General features: G+C 44.1%; 19 protein-coding genes. 5 read left to right on the forward strand and 14 right to left on the reverse strand.

The genetic code is table 11. The features are described from left to right. Nucleotides 1-12: 12 nt before the first annotated feature. Nucleotides 13-972 (reverse strand): BMP family ABC transporter substrate-binding protein, encoded by a 960-nt coding sequence (locus CS060_RS02280; RefSeq protein ID WP_099668652.1) that lies wholly within the window; start codon nucleotides 970-972, stop codon nucleotides 13-15. An 84-nt stretch (nucleotides 973-1,056) separates the two neighbouring features. Beyond that, on the reverse strand, nucleotides 1,057-1,755 hold the full coding sequence (locus CS060_RS02285; protein ID WP_035046126.1) for an alpha/beta fold hydrolase: 699 nt from the start codon (nucleotides 1,753-1,755) through the stop codon (nucleotides 1,057-1,059). Between the two features lie 138 nt (nucleotides 1,756-1,893). Between CS060_RS02285 and CS060_RS02290 the strand changes: the two genes are divergently transcribed. Further along, complete coding sequence (locus tag CS060_RS02290; RefSeq protein ID WP_021094754.1) at nucleotides 1,894-2,073, forward strand: YjzD family protein; 180 nt, start codon at nucleotides 1,894-1,896, stop codon at nucleotides 2,071-2,073. A gap of 25 nt (nucleotides 2,074-2,098) precedes the next feature. On the opposite strand, the gene clpB is transcribed toward CS060_RS02290, so the two are convergent. The 9 genes from clpB to argC all read right to left on the reverse strand — a co-directional run bounded on the left by clpB (nucleotide 2,099) and on the right by argC (nucleotide 14,374). Further along, the gene (gene clpB, locus CS060_RS02295; protein WP_035046124.1) at nucleotides 2,099-4,672 is read right to left on the reverse strand and encodes an ATP-dependent chaperone ClpB; all 2,574 of its coding nucleotides are present in this window, start codon (nucleotides 4,670-4,672) and stop codon (nucleotides 2,099-2,101) included. Between the two features lie 85 nt (nucleotides 4,673-4,757). After that, nucleotides 4,758-4,937, reverse strand: coding sequence for a YjzC family protein (locus CS060_RS02300; protein WP_003395421.1), 180 nt, complete (start codon nucleotides 4,935-4,937; stop codon nucleotides 4,758-4,760). A gap of 89 nt (nucleotides 4,938-5,026) precedes the next feature. Continuing rightward, nucleotides 5,027-5,971 carry an ornithine carbamoyltransferase gene (argF, locus tag CS060_RS02305; RefSeq protein ID WP_035046122.1) on the reverse strand — a complete coding sequence of 315 codons (945 nt, stop codon included), beginning with the start codon at nucleotides 5,969-5,971 and terminating at the stop codon, nucleotides 5,027-5,029. Then, nucleotides 5,968-9,072, reverse strand: a complete 3,105-nt coding sequence (gene carB / locus CS060_RS02310; protein ID WP_035046120.1) for a carbamoyl-phosphate synthase (glutamine-hydrolyzing) large subunit — start codon at nucleotides 9,070-9,072, stop codon at nucleotides 5,968-5,970. The genes argF and carB overlap by 4 nt, the downstream gene beginning before the upstream one ends. Continuing rightward, nucleotides 9,065-10,132 (reverse strand): carbamoyl phosphate synthase small subunit, encoded by a 1,068-nt coding sequence (locus CS060_RS02315; protein ID WP_035046118.1) that lies wholly within the window; start codon nucleotides 10,130-10,132, stop codon nucleotides 9,065-9,067. Before CS060_RS02315 ends, carB begins: the two co-directional genes overlap by 8 nt. 49 nt (nucleotides 10,133-10,181) lie before the next feature. Then, a complete protein-coding gene (argD, locus tag CS060_RS02320; protein ID WP_035046116.1) occupies nucleotides 10,182-11,339 on the reverse strand; it encodes an acetylornithine transaminase in 1,158 nt (385 codons plus the stop codon). Continuing rightward, nucleotides 11,336-12,127, reverse strand: coding sequence for an acetylglutamate kinase (gene argB, locus CS060_RS02325; RefSeq protein ID WP_052025481.1), 792 nt, complete (start codon nucleotides 12,125-12,127; stop codon nucleotides 11,336-11,338). Before argB ends, argD begins: the two co-directional genes overlap by 4 nt. Further along, nucleotides 12,108-13,334, reverse strand: coding sequence for a bifunctional ornithine acetyltransferase/N-acetylglutamate synthase (gene argJ / locus CS060_RS02330; protein WP_035046112.1), 1,227 nt, complete (start codon nucleotides 13,332-13,334; stop codon nucleotides 12,108-12,110). Before argJ ends, argB begins: the two co-directional genes overlap by 20 nt. A 14-nt stretch (nucleotides 13,335-13,348) precedes the next feature. Then, complete coding sequence (gene argC, locus CS060_RS02335; protein ID WP_035046109.1) at nucleotides 13,349-14,374, reverse strand: N-acetyl-gamma-glutamyl-phosphate reductase; 1,026 nt, start codon at nucleotides 14,372-14,374, stop codon at nucleotides 13,349-13,351. 175 nt (nucleotides 14,375-14,549) lie between these two features. Between argC and CS060_RS02340 the strand changes: the two genes are divergently transcribed. After that, complete coding sequence (locus tag CS060_RS02340; RefSeq protein WP_035046107.1) at nucleotides 14,550-15,233, forward strand: Crp/Fnr family transcriptional regulator; 684 nt, start codon at nucleotides 14,550-14,552, stop codon at nucleotides 15,231-15,233. Between the two features lie 18 nt (nucleotides 15,234-15,251). Here CS060_RS02340 and CS060_RS02345 read toward each other — a convergent pair whose 3' ends face one another. Continuing rightward, on the reverse strand, nucleotides 15,252-15,959 hold the full coding sequence (locus CS060_RS02345; RefSeq protein WP_099668654.1) for a YwiC-like family protein: 708 nt from the start codon (nucleotides 15,957-15,959) through the stop codon (nucleotides 15,252-15,254). 70 nt (nucleotides 15,960-16,029) lie between these two features. Then, complete coding sequence (locus CS060_RS02350; RefSeq protein WP_180271043.1) at nucleotides 16,030-16,785, reverse strand: alpha/beta fold hydrolase; 756 nt, start codon at nucleotides 16,783-16,785, stop codon at nucleotides 16,030-16,032. A 108-nt stretch (nucleotides 16,786-16,893) separates the two neighbouring features. Between CS060_RS02350 and CS060_RS02355 the strand changes: the two genes are divergently transcribed. The 3 genes from CS060_RS02355 to CS060_RS02360 all read left to right on the forward strand — a co-directional run bounded on the left by CS060_RS02355 (nucleotide 16,894) and on the right by CS060_RS02360 (nucleotide 18,117). Further along, entirely contained in the window at nucleotides 16,894-17,700 is an 807-nt protein-coding gene (locus CS060_RS02355) for a Cof-type HAD-IIB family hydrolase (RefSeq protein WP_035046105.1), read from the forward strand. 89 nt (nucleotides 17,701-17,789) lie between these two features. Continuing rightward, a complete protein-coding gene (locus CS060_RS14035) occupies nucleotides 17,790-17,942 on the forward strand; it encodes a hypothetical protein (protein ID WP_009361918.1) in 153 nt (50 codons plus the stop codon). A 1-nt stretch (nucleotide 17,943) separates the two neighbouring features. Next, a complete protein-coding gene (locus tag CS060_RS02360; RefSeq protein WP_082180233.1) occupies nucleotides 17,944-18,117 on the forward strand; it encodes a DUF3813 domain-containing protein in 174 nt (57 codons plus the stop codon). Between the two features lie 24 nt (nucleotides 18,118-18,141). Here the strand turns inward: CS060_RS02360 and CS060_RS02365 are convergent, their stop codons facing one another. After that, nucleotides 18,142-18,975, reverse strand: coding sequence for a YitT family protein (locus CS060_RS02365; protein WP_099668656.1), 834 nt, complete (start codon nucleotides 18,973-18,975; stop codon nucleotides 18,142-18,144). Between the last annotated feature and the right edge of the window lie 55 nt (nucleotides 18,976-19,030).

The raw sequence follows: 19,030 nt of genomic DNA on the forward strand, positions 1-19,030 counted from the left end.
ACACCCTCCCCCCTACTCATTCGGCAATTTTCCTGTTGCTTTATATCGTTCAATCGCTTTTTTTATTTTTTGTCGGAAAGGCTTATCGACAAGCGGGCTAAACGTTCCGAGTTCGACGACACCGTCTTGAAAATCGACATATGTCGTTCCAGACGTTAATTCGCCATCGATAAATTTTTTCGCAACAAGCTCATATAGCGCATCGACATGTTGAACGGTGCTCGTCAGTACCGTTCGTTCTCCTAAATCTGCTTGATCCGTTACGTAACCAATCGCATAAAGTCCGTGTTCTTTCATCTTTTCAATTACTAGAACGCTAAATTTATCGCCAGCTGGATATATGACATCCACCCCTTCAGCAATCATTTGTTCGGCAATGGCTATAGCTGTATCAATGTCATCCCAACTTTGTACATATTCCACATCGACATGGACGTTTTTGTTTTCATACAACGCCCCTTCGAAAAAGCCGTCTACTTCCGGCTGCCATTCAAATGCGGCAATGACACCAATTTTATTCGTTTTCGTCATATGCCCTGCGACCATCCCTCCAAAAAACCCCATCGCATGCCCAGCAAAATTGAAGCTCGTTACATTTTTCTTTTTCGCCTCTCCGTTAAAAAATACAAAATGTATGTTCGGGTATTCTTCCGCGATGTCATCAAAATATTCTCCATATTCGTTTCCGTGCCCGAAAATTAACTTGACGCCTTTTTGATGAAACTCTTTTACCGCCTGTTTTGTAGCCGCTTTCGAGTTCACACCTTCTCGATAAAACACTTCAGCACCAAACTTCGCTTGAATGCGAAGCAAACCTTTATACCCTTTCGTCCCCCATACTTGATCATCGATCGTATCCGAAACGAGCAAACCAACTTTTTGTACATTCCCCGATGATAATTTTGCAGGAGCGCAAGAAGATAAAATAAAAAGTAGTGCAAAAATAAAATACGTATATCGCCTCATCAACATGCAACACTCCTTTTTCGGTCTCATTTTTTATTTTACTTGCTTCCTTTCCTATCGGTAAAGAAAAAATCCCCATGGGTATGGGGACTATACATCGCTATATTGTTCATAAAACGCATGAATGGCTTGCGCAAACGTATATGTTTTTTCAGGCAAATGATATGAAACAGGCACGCCAAACGCTTGCGCATACGCTCTTGCATGAATCGTTGGAGGATATGGATTCACTCCTGACACTTGCCAAATTTTCATTGGTACAGTCGGAGCATAAGGAGGGAGATCCAATTCCTCTTCCGTTGTTCCGTACGCTTGCTTTAATTGACGTAACATCCGCTTATAAAAAAACTTATGCTCTTTTTCGTATTGCAGTTGTGCCTGTAAAGATAAACAAGGATTTAATAGCGCAATCGCGCGTATGTGATCGCGCAAATCGTTCATTAATTGCAAGGCGACAAGCGCCCCCATTCCTTCTGCCAACACGTAAATACGTTCATTTAAAATTTCCGTTTTCAACACGTAATGAATGAGTTGTTTCGCCAGTTTCACCGCTTTTGGACTTCCCCAATTGGCACCGTATAAATGCGAATAAAAAATCGTATATCCATGTTGTAATAGTTCGTGCAACAACTTGTTTTTTCCAACATGTTGCATCCATAAGCTCGTTTTATCATCAACAAAATGAGAGACGTCCCCTAAAAGAAGTAAACCGAATCCGTTCGGTCGATCTGGAACATGGATCGCACACCATTGCTCGCTAAATTGGAAAAATCGTTGTTTCTCTGTCATAATCGTCCACCTTAAGCACATCATTGTACAATATATCGTATGCGATTTTCTTTTTCGTGTACTAGGCGTGGCAATTTTTCGTTTTCGTCTCTTCGCCATTTATGTTAAGATAAAAAAGAGTGTAAAGGAGGGAGTTGCATGCGTATTTTTTGGACGTTTTTCTGGACGTTTCTATTAGTGAACATGGTGACATACGTCGTCAGCTCGATGATCGGCTCGGCGTACCATTTCGAAACAGGCACAACGTTGGCAGTCATTGCAACCGTTCTCATTTTATTGATTGCACAACTCATTCCAAACGACCCTGTGCATCATTAAAAAAGGATAAACGGCATACGTCCGTTTATCCTTTTTTTACGACCAATTCGTCGCCTTCGATATCAATCGTGACGGTGTCGTAGTCTCCAATACGTCCGGCAATGATTTCACGAGCAAGCTTCGTTTCAATATGTTTTTGAATGAATCGTTTTAATGGGCGCACGCCGTATACATGGTCAAACCCGTGTGTCGCAATGTACGTTTTCGCCTCGTCCGTCAACGTTACTGTCATATGACGCTCCGCTAGCCGTTCTTCTAATTGTTTGATAAACTTCTCGACAATACCTTTTACTTCACGTACGGTCAACGGTTTAAATAATACAATATCGTCGATGCGGTTTAAAAACTCTGGTCTAAAATGCGCTCGCAATTGTTTCAACACTTGTTCACGTGCTTCTTCGTTTATGTCTCCGTGCGCATCGACCGCTTCTAACAACGTATGCGAGCCAATATTGGACGTCATAATGACGACCGTATTTTTAAAATCGACCGTTCTTCCTTGCGAATCCGTCATGCGACCGTCATCTAACATTTGTAGTAAAATGTTAAACACTTCGGGATGCGCTTTTTCGATTTCATCAAGCAAAATGACCGCATACGGCTTTCTGCGCACCGCCTCCGTCAGCTGCCCACCTTCTTCGTAGCCAACATATCCTGGAGGCGCCCCGATTAAACGAGAAACTGCGTGTTTCTCCATATATTCCGACATATCGATGCGAATGATCTGTTCTTCGCTATCGAAAAGCGCTTCCGCTAACGCCTTCGCCAATTCTGTTTTTCCGACACCTGTCGGACCGAGGAAAAGAAATGAACCGATCGGGCGATTCGGATCTTTCATGCCTGCGCGTGCGCGCAACACTGCATCGCTCACGAATTGTACCGCCTCGTCTTGCCCGATGACGCGCTCATGTAAAATGTCGGTTAACCGCAACAACTTTTCGCGTTCACCTTCAACAAGTTTTGTCACCGGAATGCCCGTCCATTTTGACACGATTGTCGCGATTTCTTCCTCCGTTACTTCCTCGCGCAACAACCGCCGCTCTTTTTCTGTTTCTTCTAGCTGTTTTAATTGTTTTTCGAGTTGCGGAATGCGTCCGTGGCGCAATTCTGCCGCTTTATTTAAATCGTAATTGTTTTCCGCTTCTTCTAACTCGCGCTTCGCTTTTTCTAACTGCTCACGCAACGCGCGCACATGTTGAATCGCTTCTTTTTCTTTTTCCCATTGCGCTTTCATCGCATTTGCTTTTTCACGCAAATTCGCGAGCTCTTGCGATAACGCATGTAACCGTTGTTTGCTCGCTTCATCTTGTTCTTTTTTGAGCGCTGCTTCTTCAATTTCAAGCTGCATCATTTTTCGCATCACTTCATCTAACTCTGTCGGCATTGAATCGATTTCCGTTCGAATCATCGCGCACGCTTCATCAACAAGGTCAATCGCTTTATCAGGCAAAAAGCGATCAGAAATGTAACGATCGGACAACGTCGCCGCCGCAACGAGCGCACCGTCATGAATGTTCACGCCGTGATGAATTTCGAATCGCTCTTTTAAGCCGCGCAAAATCGAAATCGTATCTTCGACCGTCGGCTCTTCTACGAGCACTTGTTGGAAACGGCGTTCGAGCGCAGGGTCTTTTTCAATATATTGGCGATATTCATCAAGCGTCGTTGCCCCGATACAATGCAATTCTCCGCGCGCAAGCATCGGCTTTAGCATATTTCCAGCATCGAGCGCCCCATCCGTCCGCCCTGCCCCGACGATCGTATGCAGTTCGTCAATAAATAAAATGATGCGTCCTTCGCTTTTCTTTACTTCATTTAATACCGCTTTTAACCGTTCCTCAAATTCTCCGCGAAACTTCGCACCGGCAATGAGTGCGCTCATATCAAGTGCAAAGATCGTTTTATCTTTTAATCCTTCTGGCACGTCTTTTCGGACGATGCGTTGCGCGAGCCCTTCGACGATCGCCGTTTTACCGACGCCCGGCTCTCCGATTAAAACAGGATTGTTTTTCGTCTTGCGCGATAAAATGCGAATGACACGACGAATTTCGCTATCGCGGCCGATGACCGGATCAATTTTCCCCGCTTTCACTTCTGCGACTAAATCGCGACCGTATTTTTGCAACGCTTCATATGTCGCTTCTGGATTTGGACTAACCACGCGTTGATTCCCCCTTATTCCCATAATCGTTTGCATTAGCTTTTCTCGGTCAATGCCATAGCGCGACAATATTTGTTTCGCTTCTTTATCGTCAACAAGCGTAAGCAACAGATGTTCAGCGGATATATATTCATCTTTCATTTGTTTTGCCTCTTGTTCTGCGCGCACAAGCCATTGTTGCAAACGACTTGTTACATATATTTTTCCTGCCTCTGAACTTGAAATGACTTGTGGCTTTTTGTTTAGCTGTTTATGCCATTCATCTAACAACGATGCGACGGAAACGGTCACTTTTTCGCATATGCGCCGAGCCAGCCCATCTTCTTGTTCGAGAAGCGCCACACAAACGTGTTCAACGTCCACTTCTTGATGTTGTTTTTCTATGGCCAACGATTGTGCTCGCATAAGTGCTTCTTGCACTTTTTCTGTCATTTGCATCGTTCTCACCCCTTTGACTTTGACTTTTTTTGACCTTTATCTATTACGTATTATAACGAGAAAGCCACCCTTATGCAAGGATGGCTTACGGTTTTGGAAAGTACGTCCATATACGATTATGATTCGACGTTTCTGGGAAACGGTCACCTGCTTTTAGTTTTAATTTTTTCGGATTTTTCACTTGGTCGCCTGTCTCGCCAATTTCAATATATATCCCGTTGTTTGGCGCTTTTTGTCCGGGGCGAAAATGTCGGCTTTGTCCCATCCGTATCCCTCCTCATCGTCTGATCATTTCATAATATGTCCGTTTTGTTTCAAAACGATGATGAGAAATAACGGATCGATATCCAAATGCTACAGCAACGAAACGAGCAATGCTTTTTGTGCATGAAGGCGGTTGCCGGCTTGTTGGAAAATGTATGAACGCACTCCATCAATCACCCCTTCTGTCACTTCTTCGCCGCGGTGAGCGGGCAAGCAATGTAAAAACATAAAATCGCTTTTCGCTTGTTGAACGAGCGTTTCATTGACTTGAAACGGCGCAAAGACGTGCATCCGTTCGTTCGCTTCCGACTCTTGCCCCATGCTTGCCCAGACGTCTGTGTATACAACGTCTGCATCCGCAATCGCTTCATACGGATCGTTTGTTACAACGATTGTCGCTCCGCTTTCGTTTGCGATGCTTTTCGCTTCTTTGACAACCGCTTCTTTCGGTTCATATCCTTTCGGTGAAGCGACTGCACAATGCATGCCGACTTTTGCCGCCGCAAGCATTAACGCATGTGCCATATTGTTTCCGTCACCGATGTAGGCAAGCTTTAGCCCTTGAAGTTTTCCTTTCACTTCATAAATCGTCAATAAATCAGCAAGCGCTTGACACGGGTGATCGTCATCGGTCAACCCATTAATGACAGGAATCGTCGCATAATGGGCAAGCTCCTCTACTTTTTCATGCTCGAATGTGCGAATCATAATCGCATCAACATATTCCGATAATACGCGCGCCGTATCTGCAATCGTTTCTCCACGTCCAATTTGCAAATCGCGGCTACTTAAATGAAGTGCATGACCGCCTAATTGAACCATGCCGACTTCAAATGAGACGCGCGTTCTCGTGGACGGCTTTTCAAAAATCATCGCGAGCGTTTTGCCGCTTAGCGGCGTGTACCGTTCACCGTTTTGTTGCTTCTCCTTTAATTCAAGCGCCAAATGAAGCAAATATTCGATTTCTTCCTTCGAATAGTCCGCTAATGTTAAAAAATCTTTTCCTTTTAATTGAATGGGTACTGTCGTATTCATTTTCTCACCACTTCACCTATTGTTTTTAACCAATCTTGAATCGAACAAACAGAAAAATCTTGGACAGAACACGCTTGTAAAAACAATTGAGCCGTTTCTTCTTCCGTCAATACGAGCACATGGCGAGCGAGTGCTTGTTTTCTTCGCTGCGCACTTTGTTCATCACGCATGAAACTAACAAATGCGAGCGCTTCTTTTTTCGCCACCCATTGTTCGAAAGGCTCATCTGTGACGATTGTTAATCCTTGTTGTTGCGCTTGCCCACTCAACGTTTTCGCCTCATCTCGTGCATCGACATATATTTCATACGCTCCTTTTTTCTTCACAAGATATGGATAAAACGCTTTATATGCCGCTTCTTGCACTGTTTTTGCAATGCTAATTCCTTCCCCTGTCGATTTCATTTCCGGTCCAACGAGCGGATCAACCCCCGGTAACTTATATGTCGAAAACACCGGATATTTTAAGACAACGTACGGAATAGAAACCGATTGTTTGACGTCTTCCGACAAATATTTCCCAAGCAATACGTTTGTCGCATGTTGAACCATCGGCACACCTGTCACTTTACTTACGATCGGAACGGTACGACTTGCTCGCGGATTCACCTCTAATACGTACACTTCGCCGTCTCGCACGATAAATTGAACGTTCATTAACCCTTTGAAATGAAGCTTTTTTGTGATTCGTTTCGTATAATCAATCATTTTCGCTTTTTCTTCTTCCGTAAACGATTGAGCAGGCAATAATGCATAACTATCGCCAGAATGAACACCTGTTTTTTCGACATGTTCAATCATTGTCGGAACGAACATGTCATATCCGTCGCAAATGGCATCAATCTCTCCTTCTTTTGCGCGTACATATTCATCAATTAACACCGGATATACCATTTCTTGTTGGATTAGTGAAGCAAGCTGTTGTTCATCATAAACGATATGCATTCCACGTCCGCCAATGACGTACGATGGGCGAAGCAAAAGCGGATAACCGATACGTTCCACTTTTTCCATTAATTCTGCTTTGTCGTTTGCCATCGTTCCTTTTACATGCGGAATGGCAAGCGACTGGAGGAGCGCATAAAAACGTTCCCGATCTTCTAGTTGGTCAATGATCTCACTATTCATGCCGATGATTGACACGCCGTACGATTCAAGCTTGTTCGCTAAGTTAATAGCCGTTTGACCGCCAAATTGCACGATGACCGCTTCAACGTTTTCCGCTTCTGCGACATTTAATACATCTTCAACGGTGAGCGGTTCAAAATATAAACGATCTGCCACTGTAAAATCGGTGCTTACCGTTTCTGGATTGTTATTGATTAAAATGGCTTCATAACCCGCTTGTTGCAAAGCGTACACGCAATGGACGGAACTGTAATCAAACTCGATCCCTTGCCCAATGCGAATGGGACCCGATCCGAGAATAAGCATTTTCGGCTTGTCGCTCGTTTGCACTTCACTTTCGCCAAAATATGTCGAATAATAATACGATGTTTCAGCCGAAAATTCAGCAGCACACGTATCGACCATTTTATAAGATGGAACGATGCCATATGCTTTTCTTTTTTCTCGCACATCTTTTTCATCCACGTTCCATATATAAGCTAAATACGCATCGGAAAATCCTTTTTCTTTTAGCATGCGAAACGTTTGTTCATCAATCGAATGAAGCGTCGTTTCTTTCGCTTGTTGTTCAAGCGCAATAAGCTGAGCAAAACGAGTTAAAAAATATAAGTCGATTTTCGTCCATTCGTGTATTTGTTCTGTCGCTATACCGCGGCGAAGCAGCTCGAGTATAGCGAAAAAGTGGCGATCGTCTCCCGCTTTGACGATATCTACTAACACCTTCGTCGGCTGTTTCGCAAGCGCTGGTGAATATAAACCGATATGATCTAACTCAAGCGAATGAAGTGCCTTTTGTAACGCACGCTCGAAATTACGGTCGATCGCCATTACCTCTCCTGTCGCTTTCATTTGCGTGCCGAGGCGACGATCGGCAAACGAAAATTTGTCAAACGGAAAGCGCGGAAATTTCACGACAACATAATCGAGTGCAGGCTCAAAGCTCGCATACGTATGTCCTGTCACTGGATTCACTAGTTCCGCAAGCGTATAACCGACCGCTAATTTTGCCGCCATTCTTGCGATTGGATACCCTGTCGCTTTTGATGCGAGAGCGGATGATCGGCTCACGCGCGGATTCACTTCAATTAAATAATACTTTTTACTTTTTGGATCGAGCGCAAATTGAATGTTGCATCCTCCGACAACACCGAGCGCCGAAATAATTTTAATGGCAGCTGAGCGCAACATGTGATATTCGACATCTGTCAACGTTTGGGACGGAGCAACGACGATCGAATCACCGGTATGAATGCCAACCGGATCGATATTTTCCATATTACAAATCGTAATGCACGTATTCGTATGGTCGCGCATCACTTCATACTCAATTTCTTTAAATCCCGCGACACTCCGTTCCACTAAACATTGCGTGATCGGGCTTTCTTGCAATCCTTTTGTAACGATGTCGACAAGCTCCTCCATCGTCTGTGCAATGCCGCCGCCCGTTCCCCCGAGCGTATACGCTGGGCGAACGATGATCGGAAACCCGATTCGTTTCGCAAATTGCACAGCTTCTTCAACTGTCGTCACAATTTCGCTTTCTGGCACCGGCTCGTTTAATTCATACATTAACGCCCGAAACGCTTCACGGTCTTCGCCACGTTTAATCGATTCAATCGGTGTGCCGAGCAAGCGGACATTATACTTTTGTAAAATACCTTGCTCATGTAAAGCGAACGCTAAATTCAGTCCCGTCTGTCCGCCAAGCGTCGCTAATAGCCCATCGGGTCGCTCTTTTGCAATAATTTTTTCCATACTTTCTACCGTCAGCGGCTCAAAATATACCGCATCCGCATGCACTTCATCCGTCATAATTGTCGCGGGGTTGTTGTTTGCCAAAATGACGCGATATCCTTCTTCTTTTAATGCTAGACAACCTTGCGTTCCTGAATAGTCAAACTCCGCTGCTTGCCCGATGACAATCGGTCCCGAACCGATGACAAGAATCGAACGAAGCGTTGAATCTTTAGGCATACACTTGCTCCTTTCTTGCTGCTTTCATCATGTCGACAAATTCTGCAAAAATAAATTGCGTATCATTTGGCCCCGGATGCGCTTCCGGATGATATTGCACACATAAAATCGGTTTCGTTTCATGAGCGACACCTTCCACCGAACCGTCGTTCACGTTAATAAAGCGAACGGAAAGCGGCGTATGCGCTAAACTTTCTGCCTTCACCACATAACCGTGGTTTTGCGAAGTCATAAACACTTTTTTCGTTTTCGCATCATATACCGGCTGATTTGCTCCGCGATGCCCAAACGGCAATTTTTCCGTATCCCCGCCGTAAGCGAGCGACACGAGTTGATGCCCAAGGCAAATCGCAAGCGTTGGATGCCGTTCGATGACCGCTAAAATATTTGGCAAATAACGGGACAATTGTTTCGGATCCCCCGGTCCGTTCGATAATAATACTCCGTCTGGCTCAAGTTGTTCGACCGTTTGTAACGTCGTATTGTACGGAACGACGGTCACGCGACATCCCTGCTCAATTAACGACTGAACGATTGATTTTTTGTAGCCAAAATCAAATAAAACAACGTGCATATGACCGTTTCCGTACGTTTGTATGTCCGATGTGCTCACGAGCGGAACAGGCGCTTGTTCCTCCATATGCACGCTCGCTTGCCGACTTGTTGAAATGACGGCAGGCATCGCCCCATGTTCACGAATTTGTTTTACAACCGCTCGCGTATCGACATGGGTGAGAAGCGGAACGTTCCATTTTTGCAAATATTGTTTCAAACTGTACGTCGCCTCGTAATGATACCCTGTCTCCTCCGCTTCATAAACGATGACCGCCTTTACATGCGGCTGTTTGCTTTCAAAATCGACTTCGTTAATCCCGTAATTTCCAATAAGCGGATACGTAAAAACAATGATTTGATTTTTATATGACGGATCTGTTAACACTTCTTGATACCCTGTCATTCCTGTAAAAAAGACAACTTCTCCCGCAACATCTCCCGTCCGTGTTGTTTCCAATTTCCCCATAAACGTTTTGCCGTTTTGCAAATGTAAATACGCTTCCATTTCAACACCCCAAACGAATGTTTATTAAACAAATAGAATTTTTATTCATTTATACGTATAAAAAATCGCGTTCATATGATGTTAACGCTTCTTGTAATATGTCGGCTGCTTCATCCAACTCTTGTTTCGTGACAATTAACGGTGGCAATAAACGAATGACGTTCGCACCCGCTGCTAAGGCAAGAAGCCGACGCTCATGAATATGCGGCAATATATTCGCAACAGGTTCACTACATGCGATGCCGATCATGAGCCCTAAACCGCGTACTTCTTGCACGATATGAACGTCTTTTAATTGGTCGGCTAATTTATTCTTAAAATACATTCCTTTCTCCTGCACTTCTTGTAAAAACGGCGGTTGAGTAATTATTTCAAGCGTCGCTTTCGCCGCTGCCATCGCTAAGGCGTTGCCGCCAAACGTAGAACCGTGCACCCCTGCGCTAAACGTCGATACGACATGTTTCTTTCCGATCATCGCCCCGACAGGAAAGCCGCTTCCTAATCCTTTTGCGACGGTAATGATATCAGGGGAAAGATCGAACTGCTCATAAGCAAACAACGTACCTGTTCGTCCGATGCCTGTTTGCACTTCATCGACGATCAACAATGCTCCGTACGTTTGGCAAAGCTGCTCGGCTGCCTGTAAAAATGACTTTTCTCCGACAACAACACCGCCTTCGCCTTGCACGACTTCAACCATGACAGCTGCCACCGTTTCATCCATTTCTCGTTCTAACGCAGCGATATCATTAAACGGCACGTACGTAAACGTCGGCAACAACGGGCCGAATCCATCGTGAATTTTCGCTTGCCCGGTCGCTGTCATCGTCGCAAACGTTCGACCGTGAAACGACTGTTCGCACGTAATGATTTTAGAACGTCCCGTATGTTTGCGGGCAAGCTTGATTGCCGCCTCGTTCGCTTCCGCCCCGCTATTGCAAAAAAACACCGCATCGCCAACACAATGTTGAACAAGGAGGGAAGCGACTTGTTCTTGAATCGGAAGATGAAATAAATTCGACACGTGCCATACTTCGTTTAGTTGCGCTTCAAGCGCTTGCTGCACCGCAGGATGACGGTGACCGAGATTGCAAACGGCAATGCCTGAGACAAAGTCAAGATATTGTTTTCCGTCTGTGGCGATGAGTTTCGTTCCTTCCGCTTTAGCAACCGTAATCGGAAACCGTTGATACGTTGGGAAAATCATACGTACACCTCTTTCTTCATCATCGTTCCATGCCACGTTCCTTCTTTATAAAATGGGACTTTTCCGCTCACAATAGCGACTTCATTGACCGAGTTGAGCGCATGAAGAGCCGCTTTCACTTTCGGAATCATTCCTCCTGAAATCGTTCCATCTGCAATCATCGCTTCAATCATATGAGCGGTTGCTTCTTTGACAACTTCTCCGTTGTTTAAAATGCCAGCGACGTCTGTCACAAAAACGAGTTTGTCAGCTGAAAGCGCCTGTGCAATCGCCGCCGCTGCTGTATCTGCGTTAATGTTATACGTCTGGCCATGCTCATCTATTCCGATCGGTGCGATGACGGGCACGTATCCGTGACGCAACAACGTATGCACAAGCTTCGCATGAACGTGTACGACTTCTCCTACATAACCGAGCGTTTGTACGTCGATTGGTTTCGCTTGCAACAAACAATCATCGACACCGGACAAACCGACGGCGCGAATGTCGTTTGCTTGTAACAGCGAGACGAGCGTTTTGTTCACCTTTCCGTTTAATACCATTTCGACAACGTCTAACACGTCTTTTGTCGTTTTTCGCAATCCGTTTACAAATTCAGACGGAATGTTGAGCGCATGTAACAACTGTCCAATATCTGGTCCTCCGCCATGCACGATGACAACATCAAGCCCGCTGTTTCTTAATTGTTGCACGCTTGTAAAAAACGATGGGGATAACTCATGAAGCACGCTGCCCCCGCATTTGATGACAATCACATAAATCCCCTCCTTACGTGCGATAACTTGCATTAATTTTAATGTAGTCGTACGTTAAATCACAGCCCCACGCGATGCCTTCTCCTTCACCGAGATGTAAATCGACCGTAATGACGACAACATCTTCCATTAAAGCCGCTTTCGCTTCTTCTTCCGAAAATGGCACCGGTTGACTTTGTTTTAACATTTGAATCGAACCGATCCATACGTCCACGCAATTCGGGTTTATGAATGCTCCGCTATGTCCAATTGCACCAATAATGCGTCCCCAGTTTGCGTCCGCTCCGTACACTGCTGTTTTCACTAAGTTGGAACCGACAATATGTTTCGCTGCCCATTTTGCTTCTTCGTCCGTTCGCGCTCCTTTGACGCGCGCTTCAATTAATTTCGTTGCTCCTTCACCGTCGCGCGCAATTTGTTTCGCTAAATGTTCGCACGTTTGGCGAAGCGCTTCATAAAAGTTTTCCCAATCCGGATGTTGAGGAGAAAGCGGGTCGTTTCCTGCCAATCCGCTCGCCATGACGATGACCATATCGTTCGTCGACGTTTCTCCGTCAACAGTAATTTGGTTAAACGACACATTTGTAATCGAGCGAAGAGCATGTTGTAACACATCTGACGGAATATTGGCATCCGTCGTAATAAAAGCAAGCATCGTTGCCATATTTGGATGAATCATTCCCGATCCTTTTGCCGCTCCTGCAACCGTCACGACTTGACCGTCTATGACCGTTTCATAACACGTTTTTTTCATGACGAGATCCGTCGTTAAAATCGCTGTTTGAAAATCAACCGCTCCATCTAATTGTGCCGTCGGTTTCAATTTTGGGATGCTCGCGCGAATGTTTTCCATCGGTAAACATTCACCGATCACTCCTGTCGATGCAACAGCAACGAGATGTTCTGGAAGCCCAAACGCCTCCGCGCACAACTTTCGCATTTCGTATGCGTCTTTTAACCCTTGTTCCCCTGTACATGCGTTCGCATATGCGCTGTTGACAATGACCGCTTGAAGCTTTTGTTCGACCGCAATGCTTTGTTTCGTCACTTGAAGCGGTGCGGCTTGAAACACGTTTTGCGTGTAAACGGCCGCACACGATGCCGGCACGTCGCAAACGATTACCCCTAAATCTTTTTTCGTATAGCGTAACCCTGCATGCACACCAGCAGCTTGAAATCCTTTTGGTGTGACAATCGTTCCATCTGCGACATATTTCACTTTTTCTTCGATCAACTTCATCTTCTCCACCCCATTTACGGATACATCGGCATCGATGTTAGTCCGGTTTGTTCCTCTAATCCAAGCATCACATTGGCGTTTTGAACGGCTTGCCCCGCCGCCCCTTTCACTAAGTTGTCGATCACGCTCACAACCGTGATGCGATTCGTTCGTTCATCGTAACTGACTCCAATATCGCAATAGTTTGAACCGTACACGTCTTTCGTGCATGGGAAAGACCCTGCTTCCCGAACACGCACGAACGGGCAATGTTTATACGTTTCTTTATATAACTCTATCATTCTATCAAGCGATACGATGCATGCCGCTTCCGCATATATCGTCGCCATAATGCCGCGCGTCATCGGGATTAAATGCGTGCTAAACGTCATCGGCCCCATTTGTTCGTTCCAATCACGTAACATTTGTTCAATTTCCGGAATATGTTGATGTGTATTTACTTTGTATATTTTTACGTTTTCATTCGTTTCCGCAAAATGAACGCCAAGCGACACCCCACGTCCTGCACCTGATACACCTGATTTCGCATCAACGATAACAGAATGAGGCACGATCCATTTTTGAATGACAAGCGGCGCTAATCCGAGCAACGTCGCTGTCGGATAACAGCCGGGATTGGCGATTAAACTGGCGTTTGCAATGCGCTCGCGATTCCATTCCGTTAAACCGTATACCGCCTGTTTGAGCATTTCTTCGCTCGGTGGCGTTTTTTTATACCACTTTGCATATACGCTTCCATCGCGCAAACGAAAGTCTCCAGATAAATCAATGACTTTATATCCCGCCGCAAGCAATTTTGGCGTCCATTCGCTCGATACGCCAGGTGGCGTCGCTAAAAAAACGAGTTCTCCTTCCATTTCGTCGATTCGGATATCGCGCAAGACGAAACGCTCCTCGATATGCGGATATACATCATGTAGCGAAACACCGCTTTGTGAAGATGAATGGATAGAAGCGACATGCATGTACGGATGATGCTGTAATAAGCGAATGAGCTCAATGCCCCCATAGCCTGTCGCTCCAATAATGGAGACTTTCATCAAACCGTTCCCCACTTTCTGTATATTTTATAAATTTAGTTATCATTATAATACTGCATAAAAATAAAATCAAATGTATATTTAAATATTTTTTTATTTTTCCATTTCCTTTATTGACGCCATATGTATTTTTCTTTTTAATGGAATTAGATCGCAATAAAAGGTGGTTAAGCATATGACAATTCAACCGATCTCCTTATCCGAGCTTCTTTCCCTCCCTCACCATATGATCGACATACAAAAAGGAGAATATATTTTTCGCGAAGGGGAAACGACAAACGAGCTATATATTGTATGCAAAGGAAAAGTACAATTAAGCAAAACGACCGAGGAAGGGCGCGAACTGTTGCTTCGGATTTGTGAGCAGGGCGATGCGTTTGGGGAGATCGTTCCGTTCCAGTTGACGTGCACATGTACCATCAGTGCAAAAATGATGGAAGCAGGAACGTTAGCCGTCATCAACAAACAACAAGTCGAAGAAAAATTGTTGACAGATCATGCATTTGCGTTGCAATTTATGCAATGGATTCATTTGCAATTGCAACGAATGCAAACGAAAATACGGGATTTAATTTTGCACGGAAAAAAAGGGGCGCTTTATTCTACACTTATTCGGTTAGCAAATAGCTATGGCGTAGAAACAGAAGACGGTATGTTGATTGATTTCCCAATGACTAATCAAGAGCTCGCTAACTTTTGCGGTAGTGCACGCGAAGTCGTTAGCCGCCTGTTGAAAGAATTAAAAGAACGCGGCGTCATTTCGGCCACGAAAGGAAAAATAACGATTCACGATGTGCAGTTTTTAAAAGATGAAATTCGCTGTGAAGGCTGCCCCATTGATATATGCAACATGAAATAAGCCGACACATTTGTCGGCTTAATAAACGATCATCACAACAAGCGCAAAATAAACAGCATTTACAATTTCGTAAATCCCTACTTTTTTAATCGACATCGCTTTTCCGTAAAAATAAATCGCCCGCATAACACTTGGCACATACGCAAGCGCAAGCCAACTGTTTCCCGTTGACACACATGCGACAATGATGATGATATGGAACAACCATGATGCCCACTTATAGCGTGGATTGTTTTTTTCACGAATCATCGTTTTCACATAAAATGTGCTTCCGATGAAAAATAAGACAGAAGCAATAAATAAAAACCACGCTTTTTCATCGATATTCCCTGTACCGATGTAATAACTGCCAAGTCCGCCAATAGAAAAGTTGATAATGGCAGCGACATCGTTTGTAAACGAGCGCTCTTTTTTCTTTTTCGCAAAATACATATTTACAATAAAAAACGGAATGATAGCTAAACCGAAATAGATCAGCGATGGCTTGTAAGCAAGCGGTAACGCGACAAAAATAAGCGCCATCACCATATATGTTGCAAACCATTTTTTATGACGAGCGTTCGCTTGCTTTTTTACAATTAACGTCCATATATATGTCGCTAAATAAAGAAAAAACCATGCGATAAAAAGTGGAAGATGAAGCCACGTCGCTTGACCGATATCGATGCCGAATAAAAACGGAATAAGTAACATCGCCCAAGCGCCATGTTGTTTTGGAATAACCATCATATTCCCTCCTTCATCTTCGATTGTATCATTACTTTCCTTCTTTTTTTGTGACGCTTATCACACATTTTTATAAATGTTTGACAAACCATTGAACCGTTTGTAAAAACGCCTCGCGCGTCACTTTATGCCCTGCATGTTCATCAATTAACATCGTAAGTGGCTCATGAAACGGCTCAATTTGTTTATAAAAGGCGTATGTATAATCAAATGGAACGACGTCATCTTGTTTTCCGTGCCAAATGAAAAGCGGGCGGCCATTTAATTTTTCAGGTTGCAATGATAAATCGTATGCCGTTAATGTGTCGCGCAACGTTTCAAGTTGCTGTTTAGAGAGCGGTAACGTTATTCCTTTTCGTTCGGCAAACTGCAATTGCAAATCAAAAAACGTTTGATAGCACGGGCTGCCCATGAGCGAACCAGCGACGCGAATCCAGTCATATTGCGTTAACGCGCCAAACGTCACGATGCCTCCCATCGATGTCCCAACAACGCCAATACGATTAGGATCGGCAAGTTTTCGCTCGACTAGTTCATTTTTGATCTCTTCTAATTCACGAATGGTCGTTAACACAATGTCCCAAAACGACAAATGGAGTTCATCGTCAGAAAGCGGATTTGGGCGTTCTCCATGATAAAGCGCATCCGGCAACACGACGCGATATCCAGCTTCGGCAAGCAAATAGCCGAAATGAAGATTATGTTCTTTTGCGCTCGTAAATCCATGAATAAAAATGACAAGTGGACGCATATGATGGGTATCATCTTCTTTTACAACGTGCAAGCAAGGAATGTTTGCGATGGACTCGCGAATAATGGACACCATGTTCTCATCTCCCATTTTATGTTTTAACATTATCTTACCATATAGACAGATATTTTGGAAAAACGATACACTAATAACGTATGATTTTAACGAAAAGGGGAACAAACAATGGACAAACATTTAATTGCAATCGACTTAGATGGGACGTTATTAAAAGAGAATAAAACGATTTCTGATCGTACATATGACGTCATTCAAAAAGCAAAACAAGCGGGACATATCGTCGTCATTGCGACAGGGCGACCGTATCGCGCAAGTAAAATGTATTATGAACAATTGCAGTTAACGACACCGATCGTCAATTTTAACGGTGCGTTCGTTCATCATCCGAAAGATGACAGTTGGGGAATGTATCATACGCCACTTCAGTTAGAAACGGTGAGAGAAATTGTTGAAGTAAGCAGAAAATATAACGTGCGCAACATTTTAGCCGAAGTGATGGACGATGTTTATTTTCACGAGCACGACGAGCAGTTGCTTGATTTGTTTAATTTAGGAAATCCGAATGTGTATATCGGAAACTTGCGCAACATTTTACGCAAAGAACCGACAAGCATTTTAATTTTATCTGACGAACAAAACGTCGGTCGCATTCGCACATATTTATCGGAAGTGCATGCGAACGTCATCGACCATCGCAGTTGGACAGACCCGTGGCACGTCATTGAAATCGTCCGAACCGGCATTCATAAAGCGGTCGGTCTTGAAAAAATTGCTTCGTACTACGGCATTCCGCGCGAGCGCGTCATCGCTTTCGGCGATGAAGATAACGATATTGAGATGTTAAAATGGGCCGGGTTAGGCATCGCGATGGGCAATGCGATTGAACCGTTAAAAGCGATCGCAGACGATGTGACAAAAACAAATGAAGAAGATGGCATCGCTATTTATTTGCAATCATTATTAAAGTTATAAAAAATTCCCTCACGTATTTTAACGTAAGCATGAACAAACTATCATCGACGCCATATGCGTCACAAGCGGCGAACAAGGGGGAATGTCGTGTGGGCAAACGAAATAAATCAAAACGTTTCATTCAGCAAGGTGCCGATGCTGTCTATAAACATGATGAGCGCATTCCGTATCATATGACGTATGAAGAAGCGGAACGACGCAAAGCAGAGAAAGCAGACCATACAAACCTCGGGGGATTTTAATATGGGCAATCCGTTATTTCAACAAGCGAAAAAAGCGGTCGCCAAAGCGAAAGAAGAAAAAACAGAACGCACCATCGCTGTGGCAAAAAATACGCTCTCATCCGCTTTCGCCAACGCCAACGATGCCGAACGGAAACAACTGCACGACTTGCAAGACGAACTCGATACATTTTAAAAAGCTGCGCACGTTGCGCAGCTTTTACTCTTTTCGGAAAAAACCGACCACTTCTGTCGTTTGCATAATGTTCGTAAACGCTTTTGGATCGACTTCTTTAATAATTCGTTTTAAATCAAACAATTCATAGCGCGTAATGACAATCATTAACATATCTTTATCTTCATTTAAAAATGCACCTTTGGCTGGAATGACCGTAATGCCGCGAATCATTTGCGATTTAATTGCTTGTTTCATCTCTTCCCCTTTTGTCGTAATGATGAGCGCTGTTAGTTTTTGATGGCGCGTATGAATCGCATCAATGACACGCGTCGTCACATACAACGTCACAAGCGTATATAACGCCTTTTCCCACCCATACATATATCCAGCCGTTAAAATAATAATGGAGTTAAGCGCAAAAATATACGTCCCAACGGAACGATCGTTCACGCGCGACAACACGAGCGCAATAATATCTAAACCGCCGGTTGACGCCCCCCACTTTAACGTCCAGCCCGTTCCGATGGCCGCAATCACCCCACCAAATACCGCATTTAATAAAATATCTTCTGAAAGCGAACGAATCGGAATGAGCTCGAGAAATAACGACATAAACACAACGCTTAAAAAGCTGTAAAACGTAAATGACTTCCCTACTTTTTTCCACCCTAAAATAGCTACCGGAATGTTAAATAAAAAAAGCAACAAACCGGTTGAAATCGCATAAGGTGTATAGTCCCCAACGACTTTTGAAATGAGCTGAGCTGCTCCAGCAAATCCGCTCGTATATACGTTTGCTGGAATTAAAAATAAATTCATGCCGATCGCATTTAATAATCCGCCAATCACGACGACAAACAATTTTTTTACATCCACAGAACATCCTCCTACAAAACGATAAGATTGTTTTTTTTTATAAGAATCGCTACAC

This window comes from Anoxybacillus flavithermus, from assembly GCF_002742685.1.
GTDB lineage: Bacteria > Bacillota > Bacilli > Bacillales > Anoxybacillaceae > Anoxybacillus > Anoxybacillus flavithermus_E.

Excerpts from the sequence above, each read along its gene's own strand:
- CS060_RS02280 (WP_099668652.1), bottom strand. The coding sequence starts at position 972 with ATGTTGATGAGGCGATATACGTATTTTATTTTTGCACTACTTTTTATT.
- argC (WP_035046109.1), bottom strand. The coding sequence starts at position 14,374 with ATGAAAGTCTCCATTATTGGAGCGACAGGCTATGGGGGCATTGAGCTC.
- CS060_RS02345 (WP_099668654.1), bottom strand. The coding sequence starts at position 15,959 with ATGGTTATTCCAAAACAACATGGCGCTTGGGCGATGTTACTTATTCCG.
- argB (WP_052025481.1), bottom strand. The coding sequence starts at position 12,127 with ATGCAAGTTATCGCACGTAAGGAGGGGATTTATGTGATTGTCATCAAA.
- CS060_RS02290 (WP_021094754.1), top strand. The coding sequence starts at position 1,894 with ATGCGTATTTTTTGGACGTTTTTCTGGACGTTTCTATTAGTGAACATG.
- CS060_RS02350 (WP_180271043.1), bottom strand. The coding sequence starts at position 16,785 with ATGGTGTCCATTATTCGCGAGTCCATCGCAAACATTCCTTGCTTGCAC.
- argJ (WP_035046112.1), bottom strand. The coding sequence starts at position 13,334 with ATGAAGTTGATCGAAGAAAAAGTGAAATATGTCGCAGATGGAACGATT.
- clpB (WP_035046124.1), bottom strand. The coding sequence starts at position 4,672 with ATGCAAATGACAGAAAAAGTGCAAGAAGCACTTATGCGAGCACAATCG.
- argD (WP_035046116.1), bottom strand. The coding sequence starts at position 11,339 with ATGATTTTCCCAACGTATCAACGGTTTCCGATTACGGTTGCTAAAGCG.
- CS060_RS02285 (WP_035046126.1), bottom strand. The coding sequence starts at position 1,755 with ATGACAGAGAAACAACGATTTTTCCAATTTAGCGAGCAATGGTGTGCG.
- carB (WP_035046120.1), bottom strand. The coding sequence starts at position 9,072 with ATGCCTAAAGATTCAACGCTTCGTTCGATTCTTGTCATCGGTTCGGGA.
- argF (WP_035046122.1), bottom strand. The coding sequence starts at position 5,971 with ATGAATACGACAGTACCCATTCAATTAAAAGGAAAAGATTTTTTAACA.
- CS060_RS02300 (WP_003395421.1), bottom strand. The coding sequence starts at position 4,937 with ATGGGACAAAGCCGACATTTTCGCCCCGGACAAAAAGCGCCAAACAAC.
- CS060_RS02360 (WP_082180233.1), top strand. The coding sequence starts at position 17,944 with ATGGGCAATCCGTTATTTCAACAAGCGAAAAAAGCGGTCGCCAAAGCG.
- CS060_RS02355 (WP_035046105.1), top strand. The coding sequence starts at position 16,894 with ATGGACAAACATTTAATTGCAATCGACTTAGATGGGACGTTATTAAAA.
- CS060_RS02315 (WP_035046118.1), bottom strand. The coding sequence starts at position 10,132 with ATGGAAGCGTATTTACATTTGCAAAACGGCAAAACGTTTATGGGGAAA.
- CS060_RS02340 (WP_035046107.1), top strand. The coding sequence starts at position 14,550 with ATGACAATTCAACCGATCTCCTTATCCGAGCTTCTTTCCCTCCCTCAC.